We start from the raw sequence: 14,639 nt of genomic DNA, 5'->3' as shown, positions 1-14,639 counted from the left end.
TTTGCACCGGATTTTGCGGGCACGAGACTGATTTGCGCACCTTCAAGGTGGTGTCAGCCGTCCGATTTTGGGATTAATAAGGATTCGTCGCTAATCCTCTCCCCTCAAGGCAAGGCGTGTCGGTCGCTCAACGCAGACGTATCTCGACGCTGGTGATGAACCGCTTCGCGCGGAACATGCTCGCGCGCGCGAGCGGCGGTTCGGTTGCGTTGTCGCGGGTCTGGCCCGGCCGCACCGACCGGCTGATCATCGCGCCGCACGATTTGCGCACCGCGGATGCGACCCGCGCCGCCGAGATCTATGCCGGACGCTTCGTCTTCGCCGGCAAGATCGTCAATTGCCACGGCCGCTCGATCTTCGACCTCGAGCCGCCGTCGGAGGATTGGGAGGTCGCACTGCTCGGCTTCGGCTGGCTGCGTCATTTGCGCGCTGCCGACACCGCGCTGACGCGGGCCAATGCGCGCGCGCTGGTCGAGGACTGGATCGCCAACCCCGCCAACAAGCGCCGCCCCGTCGGGCGCCGCGCCGACGTGCTGGCCCGGCGCGTGATCTCGCTGCTGTCGCAGGCGCCACTGGTGCTCAATGACACCGACAACAAATTCTATCGCCGCTACCTGCGCGCGCTGGCCCGCGAGATCCGTCTCCTGCGCTACACCATGGTCAACATCCCGGACGGGGTGCCGAAGCTCCAGGTGCTGATCGCGCTGTGCTATACGGCGCTGTGCCTCGCCAATCAGGCCAGTCACATCCGCAGCGCCTCGAAAAAGCTTTCGGACGAATTGCAGCGGCAGATCCTGCCCGACGGCGGCCACATCTCCCGCAATCCGGGCGCGCTGATCGAGCTCCTGATCGACCTCTTGCCGCTGCGGCAGACTTTTGCCGCGCGCAACATCGCGCCGCCGCCGGCGCTGCTCAATGCAATCGACCGCATGATGCCGATGCTGCGCTTCTTCCGGCACGGCGACGGCAATTTCGCGCTGTTCAACGGCATGAGCGCGACCTCGTCGGACCTGCTCGCGACGCTGCTCGCCTATGACGACACCCATGGCGCGCCGATGGCGAACATGCCGCATACCGGCTTCCAGCGCCTCGATGCCGGCCAGACCACCGTGATCATCGACACCGGCCCGCCGCCGCCGGCCGGCGTCAGCCACGACGCCCATGCCGGCTGCCTGTCGTTCGAACTCTCCTCCGGGATCAGCCGCATCGTCACCAATTGCGGCATGCCGACCACGGGCCGCGACAATTGGCGGCCGTTCGCGCGCGGCACCGCGGCGCATTCGACGCTGACCTATCACGACACCTCGTCGTGCCAGTTCGTGGAGATGTCGGCGATGAAGCGGCTGCTGCACGGCTCGCCCGTCACCAGCGGCCCCGTCGAGGTCGAGAGCTATCGCGAGGTAGTGCCGAACGGCACGGTGCTGACGGCCTCGCATGACGGCTATCTCGCCAAGTTTGGCGCGATCCATCGCCGCGTGCTGATGATCGCCAATGACGGCGCGCGCATCGACGGCGAAGACACGCTGTCGCCGCCGCAGGGCGGACGCTTCAAGGGCGCGGATGCCGATTTCGCGCTGCGCTTCCATCTGCATCCCGCGGTGAAGGCGAGCCGGCTGTCCGATGCCCGCGGCGTCATGCTGGTGTTGCCGAACCGCGACGTCTGGACCTTTGAAGCACTGGACGACAAGGTCGATCTCGAGGACAGCGTGTTCCTGGCCGGCAATGACGGCCCGCGCCGCACCGCCCAGATCGTGATCCGCCAGGACGCCCGCCAGGCGCCCTCGATCCGCTGGAGCTTTGTCCGCTCCACCGCCTCCCCGGCGGTCACCAATGCCCGCCGCAATGCGCGCCGCGAGCCGGAACTTCCGCTGTAGAAGAGCGCCCTCCGCCCATCCCGGAGGTGAAGCGTCCTACCAACGGACCGTCCTCTTTCAGTTGCTCCGCCCGGTCGCTGCGTGCCATGGTAGCAGCGCAAAAACTCTATCGAGGGGGACGTCAATGCAACGCCGGCTTGCGGCAGTGCTGGCTGCGGATGTGGTCGGCTACAGCCGCTTGATGGGAGCCGACGAGGTCGGCACGCTGACTTCGCTCAAGTCGCACCGACGGGAGCTGGTCAATCCAGCTATCACCGAATACCGCGGCCGTATCGTCAAGACCACCGGCGACGGCATGCTTCTCGAATTCGCCAGCGTAGTGGATGCGGTCGCGTTTGCCGTCAATGTGCAGCGCGGGATGCTGAAGCGCAACGCAGCCATTCCCGATGACAAACGGATCGTGTTCCGGATTGGAATCAATGTCGGTGATATCCATCATCGATGGCGACGACATCTTCGGCGATGGAGTCAACATTGCCGCGCGGCTCGAAGCCTTGTGCGAACCGGGAGGCGTCTGCATCTCGCGCGCGGCCAACGAGCAGATCAGGGACAAGCTCTCGCTGTCCTTCGCCGATCTCGGCGAGCAGGCGGTGAAGAACATTGCGCGCGCCGTCGGCGTGTATGGACTTGCCGCCACCGACATCATGTCGCTGCCGGACGGCGCGGCTGTGGGGACGCCGGAGACGACGCGGCCGGCGGCTGCCGAGGAGCAGAACATCCAATTCTGCCAGACACGGGACGGCGTGCAACTGGCCTATGCCAAAACCGGGCAGGGGCCGCCGATCATCAAGACCGGCAACTGGATGACCCATCTTGAATTCGACCTCGAAAGCCCGATCTGGCGGCATCTCTACCGCGAGCTGTCGGAGGAGCACACGCTGATCCGCTACGACGCACGGGGCAATGGTCTGTCCGACCGTGACGTGCCCGACGTCACCTTCGATCACTTCGTCGACGATCTGGAAACCGTGGTCGATGCCGCGGGCATCGACCGTTTCGCACTGCTCGGTGTCTCGCAAGGCTGCTCGGTGTCGATCGCATACGCGGTCAGGCATCCGGAACGGGTCTCCCACCTCGTGCTGTTCGGCGGTTACGCCGTGGGCTGGAGGAAGCGGGCGAGGACGCAGTCCGAGAAAGAGACCGGTGAAGCGATGCTCACGCTGGTGCGCCTCGGGTGGGGGCAGGAGAATCCAGCGTTCCGCCAGCTCTTCACCTCGCAATTCATTCCGGGCGGCACCAAGGAGCAGGCTGACTGGTTCAACGAGTTGCAGCGAGTTTCGGCGTCGCCCGAGGATGCGGTCCGCAATCTCATGGCGACTGGCGAAACCGACGTCACGGCGCTGCTTGCCAAGGTCAATGTGCCGACGCTGGTGATGCATTCGCGCCATGACACGAGAGTGCCCTTCGAATCCGGCCGACGGATGGCGGCGGGCATTCCGGGAGCTCGTTTCGTTCCGCTCGAAAGCCGCAATCACCTGATCCTCGAGGACGAGCCCGCTTTCCCGCGCTTTCTCGAAGAGATCAAATCATTCTTGAAGTCTGAGGTCGCAGGTCGATGAATTTCGGACAGATATAGGAGAGGGGCAAACGCCGCGACAAGTTTGCGAGTACACGTTCTGGTCGTTGTGAAACGCGCCAAAAGCTGCTATCGAGCCCTCGCTCGCGCGACTGGCGACCTTGGATGGAGCACCATCGGGAAGCGCGACAGATATCCGCCGCGCGCCTGGGCATAGACACTCCCTTACCAGAGGATCTTGCTCATGACTGACCATCCCCGCCGCGTCACCCGCGCCCTGCTCTCCGTTTCCGACAAAACCGGTCTGATCGAATTCGCCAAGGCGCTTGCCGCCCACGATGTCGAGCTGGTCTCGACCGGCGGCACCGCGAAAGCGATCACCGCCGCCGGCCTGAAGGTGAAGGACGTTTCCGACCTCACCGGTTTCCCCGAGATGATGGACGGCCGCGTCAAGACGCTGCACCCGAAGGTGCATGGCGGCCTGCTCGCGATCCGCGACAACAAGGACCACGCGGAGGCGATGAAGGCGCACGGCATCGCGCCGATCGACCTGCTCGTCGTCAACCTCTATCCGTTCGAGACGACCGTGGACAAAGGCGCCGGCTTCGAGGATTGCATCGAGAACATCGACATCGGCGGCCCCGCGATGATCCGCGCCGCCGCCAAGAACCATGATGATGTCGCCGTCGTGGTCGAGGCCGAGGACTACAAGGCCGTGCTCGACGAGCTCGCCGCCAACGACGGCGCGACCACGCTGAAGCTGCGCCGGCGGCTTGCCGCGAAGGCCTATGCGCGCACCGCGGCTTACGATGCCGCGATCTCGAACTGGTTCAACCGTCAGCTCGAGATCGACGCGCCTGATTTCCGCGCCTTCGGCGGCCGGCTGATCCAGTCGCTGCGCTATGGCGAGAACCCGCACCAGACCGCGGCGTTCTATGCGACCCCCGACAAGCGCCCGGGCGTCTCCACCGCACGGCAGCTCCAGGGCAAGGAGCTCTCCTACAACAACATCAACGACACCGATGCGGCCTATGAATGCATCGGCGAGTTCGACGCCAGGCGCACCGCGGCCTGCGTCATTGTCAAGCATGCCAATCCCTGCGGCGTCGCGGAAGGCGCGAACCTCGTCGACGCCTATCGCAAGGCGCTGGCCTGCGATTCCACGTCCGCCTTCGGCGGCATCATCGCGATGAACCGTGCGCTCGATGCCGATACTGCGCGCGAGATCACGAAGATCTTCACCGAGGTAATCATCGCGCCCGACGCCAGCGAAGAGGCCATCTCTATCATCGGCGCGCGCAAGAATTTGCGCCTGCTGCTCGCCGGCAGCCTGCCCGATCCGCGCGCGCCCGGCCTCACCGCCAAGACGGTGGCGGGCGGCCTGCTGGTGCAGAGCCGCGACAATGCGGTGGTCGACGACATGACCTTCAAGGTCGTGACCAAGCGTGCACCGACTGACTCCGAAATGCGCGACCTGAAGTTCGCCTTCCGGGTCGCAAAACACGTCAAGTCCAACACCATCATCTACGCCAGGGATCTCGCCACCGTCGGCATCGGCGCCGGCCAGATGAGCCGGGTGGATTCCGCGCGGATCGCGGCGCGCAAGGCACAGGATGCGGCGAACGAGCTGAAGCTCGCCGAACCGCTGACCAAGGGCTCGGTCGTGGCCTCGGATGCGTTCTTCCCATTCGCCGACGGCATGCTTGCCTGCATCGAGGCCGGCGCCACCGCGGTGGTCCAACCCGGCGGCTCGATGCGCGACGACGAGGTGATCAAGGCCGCCGACGAGCACGGCATCGCCATGGTGTTCACGGCCACGCGGCATTTCAGGCATTAAAGCGCGATGAGATTTGGATGAATCGCCATCGCGCTTTAGGTTGTCGTTTGGGCATGATCTTTTCGGAAAACCGCTGCGCACTTTTCCGGATCATGCTTTAGCCCAGCAACGAGAGCGCAGCCCGGATGGAGCGCAGCGAAATTCGGGCTACGCAACCCACAACGACTGTCCCGGATTGCGCTTCGCTCCGTCCGGGCGACGAACCGCGCTAGTCCCTCACTCGCATCAACAGCACCAGCCCGGTCACGAAAAACACCACCAGCACGGCCATGCCAGCCTTCTGGCTCGCCGTCGCTGCCGTGATCATGCCGATCAGCAGCGGGCCGATGAAGGACGTCACCTTTCCCGTCAGAGCGAACAAGCCAAAATACTGCGCGATGCGGTCCTTCGGCGCGAGATGGATCAGCAGCGTGCGCGAGGCGGCCTGGAGGGGACCGCCGGCCGCGCCGATCAGGCAGCCCAGCACGAGATAGGCGCGCTCGGCCGCGCTGGAGAACAGGGGCGCGCCGGCTTGCGGCGGCGCGACCCTGACGAACAGGACGCTGTCCTTGTCGACCAGAAGGATCGCCGCCACCGCCAGCAGCAGGATCAGCAGGCTGCCGGCGATCACGCGCTTGGGCCCGAGACGATCATCCAGCTTGCCGCCCAGCCACGCACCGAACGTGCCGGCGATCGCAAGTATGATGCCGAAGGTGCCGATCTGGATCGTGTGCCAGCCGAACGTGCCCGCGGCATAGATGCCGCCGAACGCAAACAGCGACACTAGGCCGTCGGTGTAGATCATGTTGGCAAGCAGGAAGGCGGCGAGCGATTTCTGCTGCGGCAGACTCGTGATCGACTGCTTCAGCTCCAGCAGGCCTTCGCGCAGCGCCTTGCCTAACGGCCGCTTCGCCGGATAGTCCGGCGTGAACAGGAACATTGGCGTCACGAAGATGATGAACCACATCCCGGTCAGCGGCCCCGCGGCGCGGTCGCCCTGGTGGGTTGCGGGATCGAGGCCGAACAGCGGCGTGAAGCCGAGCATCGTGCGCCCGGTCTCGGGATTGGCCGCGAGGAAGCCGAGCACGATGATCAGGCTGACAATGCCGCCGACATAGCCGGTGGCCCAGCCGGTGCCAGAGAGCCGGCCGATGCGGTCCGGCGGCACCAGCGTCGGCATCATCGCGTTGTTGAAGACGGTGGCGAATTCCGCACCGACGCTGGCCAGCGCGACCGCGGTGAGCAGCGGCGGGATGATAGAGGGATCGCCGGGTTTTCCGATCCACAGCGTGCAGGAGGCCAGCACCAGCACGGCACCGAACCCTGCGATCCACGGCTTCCGGCGGCCCGATGCATCGGCGATGGCGCCCAGCACTGGCGAGAGCAGCGCGATGGCAAGGCCGGCAGAGGCCATCGCAAAGCCCCATAGCGATTGGCCGGTGGCAGCATCTGGCGCCACGCTGGTGGCGAAATAAGGCGCGAACACGAAGGTCGTGATCAGCGTGAAGTAAGGCTGCGCGGCCCAGTCGAAGAAGATCCAGCTGACGACGGCGGCGCGCGGCGGATAGGTCCGCGGCACGCCGGCCATGCGCGCATCCTCGGCGATCGTCGTCATCACGCAGTCCTCATCACGAACAGTTTTGCCTCTCCGGACGCAAACCGTATAGCATTACCGTGGCGTGTGTGAACTGGCCCGAAGCCGCGGCGGAAATTTGATCATGTCGTCACATTCGACACGGCGGATGTTTTTCGCCTTCATTGCCATTCTGGCGTTTGGTCTTGCGCCTGCGGCCGCGCAGGATGCGCGGCGGGCCTATGTTCCGCCGGCACTCGACACGGTGCATGCCGTCCCTGCCGAGCACGGCATGGTGGTGGTGCAGGAGAAAATCTCTGCGCATATCGGCGCCGACATCCTGCGACGCGGCGGCAATGCGGTCGATGCCGCAGTCGCGACCGGCTTTGCGATGGCGGTGACCTATCCCCGCGCCGGCAATATCGGCGGCGGCGGCTTCATGGTGATCCATTCGACCGAACGCAACGAAGACGTCACGATTGACTACCGCGAGACGGCACCGGCAGCGACGACGCCGCAAATCTTCCTCGGGCCCGACGGCAAGCCTGATCCGGCCAAGTCGCGCGATTCCGCGCTGGGCGTCGGCGTGCCCGGCACGGTGGCGGGCCTGGCGCTCGCACTGGAGAAATACGGCTCGGGCCACTTCACGCTGGCGCAGCTGCTCGAGCCCGCCGTCGCGCTTGCCCGCGACGGGTTCATCATCAGCGACGACATCGCCGACAGCCTGCCGGGCTGGCACCGGCGGCTCGCGCGCTGGCCGGCTTCGGCCCGGATTTTCTCGCGACCTGACGGCAGCTCGCTCGGCGAAGGCGATCGGCTGGTGCAGAGCGATCTCGCCGAAACGCTTTCGGCCGTCGCCGCCCAAGGTCCGCGCGGCTTCTATGAAGGCCCGGTCGCAGACAAGATCGCCGAGGCTCTGGCCGAAGCCGGCGGCATCATGACGTCGGCCGATCTGAAGGCCTATCAGCCAGTGATCCGCGCGCCGGTGCGCGGCACCTATCGTGGCTACGACATCGTCTCGATGCCGCTGCCATCGTCCGGCGGCGTGGTGCTGGTGGAGACGCTCAACATCCTCGAGGGCTTTCAGCTCGCCGATCTGAAGCAGGGCTCGCCGGCATCGCTGCATCTGCTGATCGAGGCGATGAAGCGCGCCTATGCTGACCGCGCGCGCTATCTCGGCGATCCCGCCTTCGTCAACGCACCGATCGAGACGCTCACCGCGAAGGACTACGCCGCCAAGCTGCGCGCGGGCATCTCCACCGATCGCGCTACGCCATCGAAACAGCTCGTGTCCGCTGCCACTTCGCCGCGCGAGGGCAGCAACACCACGCATTACTCGGTCGTCGATGACCGCGGCAACGCGGTCAGCAACACTTATACCCTGAACTTCAGCTACGGCGTCGGCCTCGTTGCCGAGGGCACCGGCGTGCTGCTCAACAACGAGCTCGACGATTTCACTGCGGCGGTCGGCGCATCCAATGCCTATGGCCTCGTCGGCTTCGAGGCCAATCTGCCCGGACCCGGCAAGCGGCCGCTGTCCTCGATGTCGCCGACCATCGTGCTCAAGGATGGCAAGCCGGTTCTGGTGACGGGCTCGCCTGGCGGCAGCCGCATCATCTCGACTGTGCTCCAAGTGATCGTGAACGTCCTCGACTACAAGATGGATGTTGCGGCTGCCGTTGCCGCACCGCGGCTGCATCATCAATGGCTGCCGGATGAAGTGCGCGTCGAGAGCGGCTTTCCGGAAAATGTGCTGTCCGAGTTGAGGGCGATGGACCACGTCATCGTCGAGCCGATGGGGCAGACGTCCGCCAATTCGATTCTGGTGACGGCCAACGGGCCGCTCGGCGCGCCCGATCCGCGCACGCGAGGCGCGGAGGCAGCAGGACAGTAATTCTGCCCTGCATGGCGCAAAGGCCTGCTCCCGGCTTGCGCAAGCCGCCGCGCGTGCTACCACCGCCGGCCAGGGAAACTGCCCGGGAAACGCACATGACCATCGCCGATCCGAATCAGCGCATCGAACGCGCGGAGATCGAGGACACCAGCCTTCTCGCCTTCTACCGCGACATGAACGGCGCCGAACGCCAGACCTTCTGGGCCTGCGCGGCGGGCTGGGCGCTCGACGGCATGGACTTCATGATCTATCCGCTGGTGATCGGCACGATCATCGCGCTGTGGAAGGTCGACGCGGCCTCGGCGGGTCTTGCCGGCACGGTCACGTTGCTCGCTTCCGCGATCGGCGGCTGGCTTGGCGGCTATCTGTCCGATCACATCGGGCGGGTTAGAACGCTCCAGATCACCATCATCTGGTTCTCGTTCTTCTCGCTGGTGTGTGCGGTCGTGCAGAATTTCGACCAGCTCCTGATCGCGCGCGCCGTGCTCGGCCTCGGCTTTGGCGGCGAATGGGCCGCAGGCGCGGTGCTGATGGGCGAGGCGATCCGGCCGCAATATCGCGGGCGCGCGGTCGGCTCGGTGCAGTCGGGCTGGGCGGTCGGCTGGGGCCTTGCGGTGCTGTCGCAGGCGATCCTGTTTTCGCTGATGCCGGCCGAGACGGCGTGGCGCTGGATGTTCGTGATCGGCGCGCTGCCGGCGCTCTTGGTGTTCTACATCCGCCGTTCCGTGACCGAGCCTGAGATCGCGGCCGAAGCCCGCGCCAGGCAGGCCGCGAGCGGCCATCGTCCCGCGCTGTGGGAGATTTTTTCGGGCCCGATCCTGAAGACGACGATCCTGGCCTCGCTAATGGCGACAGGCTGTCAAGGCGGCTACTACGCCGTCACCTTCTGGGTGCCGCAGTTTTTGACGAAGGAGCGGCATCTATCGATCGTCGGCTCGACCGGCTATCTCTCGACGCTGATCATCGGCTCCTTCATCGGCTATCTCACCGGCGCCTGGCTCGCCGACCGGATCGGGCGGCGCAATTTGTTCCTGATCTTCTCGGTCGGCGCGATGGCCGTGGTGCTGCTCTACACGCAGCTGCCGCTGACCAACGAGATCCTGTGGGTGCTGGGATTCCCGCTCGGCTTCTTCGCCTCGGGCTATTTCTCGGGGATCGGCGCGTTCCTGACTGAACTCTACCCGACGCGGCTGCGCGGCTCCGGCCAGGGTTTTTGCTATAATTTCGGCCGCGGCATCGGCGCGCTGTTTCCGTTCCTCGTTGGCGCGCTATCGGCGACGACGTCGCTGGCCAATGCGATCGCGATCTTCGCGGTGGTGGCCTACGCGGTGTTCTTCATCGCCGCCTTTGCGCTGCCGGAGACGCGCGGCCGCGTGCTGCACGCGGATTGATTGGCGGAGAGGCTTACCGCCCCACCTCATACGGCCCGCCCTTTTCCAGCGCGCGCGCATAGGCCGGCCGCGCATGGATGCACTCCAGGAACGCCATCGCCTTCGGATGGCCCTGCTCCAGCCCGCCGCGCGCTTGCGCAGCTTCGAGCGGGAAGCTCATCTGGATGTCTGCGGCGGTGAACTCGTTGCCGGCGAACCATTCGCTCTTGCCGAGCTCGCTCTCCCAATAATCCATGTGCTGCTTGAGCTGCGGATTGACCAGCGCCGTCAGCGCCTGGTTCGAGACCTTGCGCACCAGCGGGCGCAGTAGCGCGGGCGCGCGCTTCGGCATCAGCGTGAACAGCAGCTTCAGGAGCAGCGGCTGCATCGCAGACCCTTCCGCGTAGTGCAGCCAATAGGTAAAGCGCAGCCGCTCCGGCGTGTTCGGCGGCGGGATCAGCCGGCCGTTGCCGTAGGTGGCGATGAGATATTCGATGATCGCGCCTGATTCGGCGATGGTGTTGCCGTTGTCGGTGATGACAGGCGACTTGCCGAGCGGATGGATCGCGCGCAGCTCCTTCGGCGCGCGCATGTCTGGCTGGCGCTGATAGCGCACGATCTCGTAGGGCACGCCCAACTCCTCGAGCAGCCACAGCACGCGCTGCGAGCGGGAATTGTTGAGATGATGAACGGTCAGCATTGCGAGGTCCCCAAGGCTAGGCGTGGTCAGGCGGCGGCGCCGTTGGTGCCAGTCCGGGAACGCCGTGTCGATCCATCCCGAGGGATATTTTCACCCGGGTATATTGACCTCGATAATTTACCCGGGTATTAAATGCGCCAAAGGTCGTCGATCTGGCAATGATTCCAATGCAAAAAGCTTTCACCGCCTTCCAGGGGCAACGTCGTCTGGTGTCCGGGCCGGCTGGAGAGGTCGCACTCGTCGTCAAGCGGGTGGCGCCGCGGCCGGACGAGCCCATCATCATCTTCGAGGACGCTACGGGCCGACCAATCGACTTCGATCTGCGCGGCGGCGATCGCGAGGTGCTGGCGCGCCTGGCGAAGCTGGTCCCGCCTTCGGTTGAGGAGACCGCAGCACCGGCCGAGCCGCGCGGGCGCGGCCGGCCGAAGCTCGGCGTGGTCGCGCGCGAGGTGACGCTGCTGCCGCGGCACTGGGAGTGGCTCAACGCGCAAGCAGGCGGCGCCTCGGTCGCTTTGCGAAAACTGGTCGAGGAGGCGCGGCGTGCGAGCGGCGACAAGGACCGCGAGCGGCAGGCGCGCGATGCGGCCTATCACTTCATGTCGACCATGGCGGGCAATTTGCCGCAGTTCGAGGAAGCGTCGCGCGCCCTGTTCGCGGATGACCGGCGCCGCTTCACCGCACTGATTGCGGACTGGCCGCCTGATATCCGCGACCACATCGTCAAGCTCGCCTACAGCGACCGCACCTAAGGCGCGCTCTCGCAACCCCATCGCCGGCCGAGCCGCGCATCGCGCGGCAACGGTTTTGCGCGCCCTGATGAAAGGCAACTCCATGTCGATGCCCGTGCCCCTCTGGACAACCTTCCTCCGCTTCCTCGCGCCGTTGATGCTGAGCAACGCGTTGCAATCGCTGTTCGGCACCGTCAGCAATGTCTATCTCGGCCAGATGATCGGCATCGATGCACTCGCGGCGGCTTCGACATTCTTCCCGGTGTTCTTCTTCCTGTTCGCCTTCGTCATGGGCCTGAGCACCGGCGCCACCGTGCTGATCGGCCAGGCCTTTGGCGCAGGCAAGCACGACAGGATCAAGATCGTCGCAGGCACGACGCTCGCGGTCGGTCTGCTGCTCGCGATATCAGTCGCGTTGGCTGGTGGCCTGCTCAGCCGGCAATTGATGATGGCGCTCGCAACGCCTGCGGACATTCTCGACCAGGCCAGCGCCTATGCGCGCATCATGCTGCTGACGATGCCGCTCGGCTTCACCTTCCTGCTGATGACGGCGATGATCCGAGGCGTCGGCGATGCCGTGACACCGCTGCTGGCGCTGGCCTTATCGACGGCGATCGGTCTGATCCTGACGCCGATGCTGATCCGTGGCGCGGTCGGCATCACCAGTCCGGCCTGGGCGGCTGCGATCTCAAACGCGGTAACGCTGATCGCGCTGGCCTTCTACTTGCTGCGGAAGAAGCACGCACTCGCGCCGGATGTTGGACTGTTGCGCCATGTACGCCTCAACGGCGCCATGCTCCGAAAAATTCTCGGCATCGGATTGCCGAGCGCAATCGGCATGGTCGTGATGGCGATCGCCGAACTGGTGCTGCTCGGCCTCGTCAATGGCTACGGATCCGAGGCCACCGCCGCCTATGGCGCGGTCAACCAGGTGATGGGCTATACGCAGTTCACGGCGATGTCGATTTCAATCGCGGTCTCGATCCTCGGGGCGCAGGCGGTCGGCGGCGGCGACAGGGGGCGGCTCGACGCCATCGTTCGCACCGGCCTCGCGCTCAACCTTTTCTTGACCGGCGGGCTGGTGGCGTTGATTTACCTCGCGCCGCGCGCCGTGCTCGGCCTCTTCATCACTGACGGCGCCGTGCTCGAGCTGGCGAAGGGACTGCTCTATGTCGCCCTGTGGAGTTCGGTGCCATTCGGCCTCGCCACCGTATTTTCCGGCGCGATGCGTGCCGCCGGCGTGGCGCTGACGCCGATGCTGTTGTCGATCTTCGCCATCGTCGCGATCGAGCTGCCTTCCGCAGTGATCCTGAGCCGTACGATCGGCCTTGCGGGTGTGTGGGCGGCCTATCCAATCGTGTTCTGCGCCATGCTCGTTCTGCAGATGGGCTATTACCTCCTGGTCTGGCGCAGGACGGCGATCCGGCGTCTGGAGTGACCGTCAAGATATTATGACCATCATTAAACGGTGGACCTGTGGCGCGCCCTGCGCCACAATGGATGAAAAGCCAGATCAGAAAGTTCGGTCAGGGAGAACGAATTTGACCCGCACAGCCCCGCAATTCCTGTTCGATTTCGGCAGCCCGAACGCCTATCTCAGCCATCTCGCCATCCCCGCAATCGAACAGCGCATCGGCGTCAAGTTCGAATATGTTCCGATCCTGCTCGGCGGCATCTTCAAATCGACCAACAACAGATCGCCGGCCGAGACGCTCGCCGGCATCAAGAACAAGCGCGAATTCCAGCAGATTGAGACCGAGCGCTTCATCAAGCGCTTCAAGGTTCAGCCCTACGTCTTCAATCCCAACTTCCCCGTCAACACGCTGAACCTGATGCGCGCTGCGATCGCGGCGCAGCTGGAGGGCGTGTTCGAGACATATGTCGACGCCGCCTTCTATCACATGTGGCGCGAGCCGAAGAAGATGGACGATCCTGAAGTGGCGGCGAAGGCGCTGGCGTCCTCGGGGCTCGATGCCCAAAAGCTGTTCGCCCGCGCGCAGGAGCCGGAGGTGAAGGGCAAGCTGATCAGGAACACCGAGGAGGCGGTGGCACGGGGCGCGTTCGGCTCGCCGACCTTCTTCGTCGGTGACGAGATGTTTTTCGGTAAGGAGCAGCTGCGCGAGGTCGAGGAGATGGTGCTGGAGAAGTGATTCCCGCACCGCACGGAAAGCGAGTAGTCTCCTCGCTGTCGTCCTGGCGGAAAGCCAAGACCCATAAGAAGCAACAATAAGGACTTCCCCATGCGTATCCTCGTGGTCGGCGCCGGCGCGATCGGCGGCTATTTCGGCGGCAGGCTGTTGCAGGCCGGCCGCGATGTCACCTTCCTGGTCCGGCCGCGCCGCGCCAGCGAGCTCGCCAGCGCCGGCCTCGTCATCAGAAGCCCGAATGGCGACGTGACCCTGAAGAATCCGCCGACCGTGCAGGCGGACGCACTCAAGGACAAGTTCGACGTCGTGCTGCTCAGCTGCAAGGCGTTCGACCTCGACGACGCCATCATCTCGTTCACCCCGGCGGTCGGGCCGAACACCGCGATCATCCCCATGCTCAACGGCATGAAGCAGCTCGACACGCTCGACCAGAAGTTCGGTAGGGATCGCGTGCTCGGCGGCCTCTGCGCCATCGCCGCGACCCTCAACGAGAAGCGGGAAGTGGTGCAGCTCCAGCCGATGCAGTCGCTTAGTTACGGCGAACGCGACGGCAAACTGTCGGACCGCATCAAGGCGATCGACGAGACGTTCAAGGGCGCCATCGATGGCGCCGCCGCCAGCCAGAACATCATGCAGGACATGTGGGAGAAGTGGGTGTTCCTGTCCTCGCTGGCCGCAAGCACCTGCCTGATGCGCACCTCCGTCGGCAACATCCTGGCCGCGCCCGGCGGCCGGGACTTCCTGCTCGGCATGCTCGATGAGACCAGCGCGATCGCCACGGCTTCCGGCTACACGCCAGGCGGCCCGTTCTTCGAGCGCGTGAAGGGCAATCTGACGACGGAGGGTTCACCGATGACCGCCTCGATGTTCCGCGACATCAAGGCCGGCCTGCCGGTCGAGGCCGATCACGTGATCGGCGACCTCATCGCCCGCGCCGATTCAGCGAAGGTGCCGGTGCCGAAGCTGCGCATCGCGTATACGCATCTGAAGGCGTATGAGAAGCAGCGCGTGAGCTGACCGC

Annotated in this window: 12 protein-coding genes and 1 riboswitch; of the genes, 9 read left to right on the top strand and 3 right to left on the bottom strand. The window is 65.1% G+C overall.

What is annotated here, in order from left to right:
• Positions 1-155 precede the first annotated feature (155 nt).
• The gene (locus tag JJB99_RS01690) at positions 156-1,874 is read left to right on the top strand and encodes a heparinase II/III family protein (RefSeq protein ID WP_200500012.1); all 1,719 of its coding nucleotides are present in this window, start codon (positions 156-158) and stop codon (positions 1,872-1,874) included.
• A gap of 121 nt (positions 1,875-1,995) precedes the next feature.
• On the opposite strand, the gene JJB99_RS36040 is transcribed toward JJB99_RS01690, so the two are convergent.
• Entirely contained in the window at positions 1,996-2,313 is a 318-nt protein-coding gene (locus JJB99_RS36040) for a hypothetical protein (protein ID WP_246775124.1), read from the bottom strand.
• On the opposite strand from JJB99_RS36040, the gene JJB99_RS01685 reads away from it, so the two are divergent.
• Positions 2,294-3,433 (top strand): alpha/beta fold hydrolase, encoded by a 1,140-nt coding sequence (locus JJB99_RS01685; protein ID WP_246775123.1) that lies wholly within the window; start codon positions 2,294-2,296, stop codon positions 3,431-3,433. The two genes, JJB99_RS36040 and JJB99_RS01685, sit on opposite strands and share 20 nt — an antisense overlap.
• Positions 3,434-3,528: 95 nt before the next feature.
• Positions 3,529-3,610, top strand: a riboswitch (ZMP/ZTP riboswitch).
• A gap of 24 nt (positions 3,611-3,634) precedes the next feature.
• Positions 3,635-5,227, top strand: coding sequence for a bifunctional phosphoribosylaminoimidazolecarboxamide formyltransferase/IMP cyclohydrolase (purH, locus tag JJB99_RS01680; RefSeq protein ID WP_200497095.1), 1,593 nt, complete (start codon positions 3,635-3,637; stop codon positions 5,225-5,227).
• Between the two features lie 208 nt (positions 5,228-5,435).
• Here purH and JJB99_RS01675 read toward each other — a convergent pair whose 3' ends face one another.
• Positions 5,436-6,821, bottom strand: a complete 1,386-nt coding sequence (locus tag JJB99_RS01675) for an MFS transporter (RefSeq protein ID WP_200497094.1) — start codon at positions 6,819-6,821, stop codon at positions 5,436-5,438.
• A 103-nt stretch (positions 6,822-6,924) separates the two neighbouring features.
• Here JJB99_RS01675 and ggt point away from each other — a divergent pair, with 103 nt between their 5' ends.
• Positions 6,925-8,673 (top strand): gamma-glutamyltransferase, encoded by a 1,749-nt coding sequence (gene ggt / locus JJB99_RS01670; protein ID WP_200497093.1) that lies wholly within the window; start codon positions 6,925-6,927, stop codon positions 8,671-8,673.
• Between the two features lie 95 nt (positions 8,674-8,768).
• Positions 8,769-10,064: an MFS transporter gene (locus JJB99_RS01665; RefSeq protein WP_200497092.1), complete on the top strand. Its 1,296-nt coding sequence runs from the start codon at positions 8,769-8,771 to the stop codon at positions 10,062-10,064.
• A 13-nt stretch (positions 10,065-10,077) separates the two neighbouring features.
• On the opposite strand, the gene JJB99_RS01660 is transcribed toward JJB99_RS01665, so the two are convergent.
• A complete protein-coding gene (locus tag JJB99_RS01660) occupies positions 10,078-10,743 on the bottom strand; it encodes a glutathione S-transferase family protein (RefSeq protein ID WP_200497091.1) in 666 nt (221 codons plus the stop codon).
• Between the two features lie 167 nt (positions 10,744-10,910).
• Between JJB99_RS01660 and JJB99_RS01655 the strand changes: the two genes are divergently transcribed.
• From JJB99_RS01655 to panE, 4 genes are all read left to right on the top strand, one after another.
• Positions 10,911-11,492 carry a DUF2239 family protein gene (locus JJB99_RS01655; RefSeq protein ID WP_200497090.1) on the top strand — a complete coding sequence of 194 codons (582 nt, stop codon included), beginning with the start codon at positions 10,911-10,913 and terminating at the stop codon, positions 11,490-11,492.
• A gap of 82 nt (positions 11,493-11,574) precedes the next feature.
• Positions 11,575-12,909: an MATE family efflux transporter gene (locus tag JJB99_RS01650; protein WP_246775122.1), complete on the top strand. Its 1,335-nt coding sequence runs from the start codon at positions 11,575-11,577 to the stop codon at positions 12,907-12,909.
• A 103-nt stretch (positions 12,910-13,012) separates the two neighbouring features.
• Entirely contained in the window at positions 13,013-13,621 is a 609-nt protein-coding gene (locus JJB99_RS01645) for a 2-hydroxychromene-2-carboxylate isomerase (protein ID WP_200497088.1), read from the top strand.
• 90 nt (positions 13,622-13,711) lie between these two features.
• Complete coding sequence (gene panE / locus JJB99_RS01640; protein WP_200497087.1) at positions 13,712-14,635, top strand: 2-dehydropantoate 2-reductase; 924 nt, start codon at positions 13,712-13,714, stop codon at positions 14,633-14,635.
• The last annotated feature ends 4 nt before the right edge of the window (positions 14,636-14,639 follow it).

It is taken from the genome of Bradyrhizobium diazoefficiens (assembly GCF_016616235.1).
GTDB classification, from domain to species: domain Bacteria; phylum Pseudomonadota; class Alphaproteobacteria; order Rhizobiales; family Xanthobacteraceae; genus Bradyrhizobium; species Bradyrhizobium diazoefficiens_H.
This window is presented reverse-complemented; position numbering and strand designations above follow the sequence as displayed.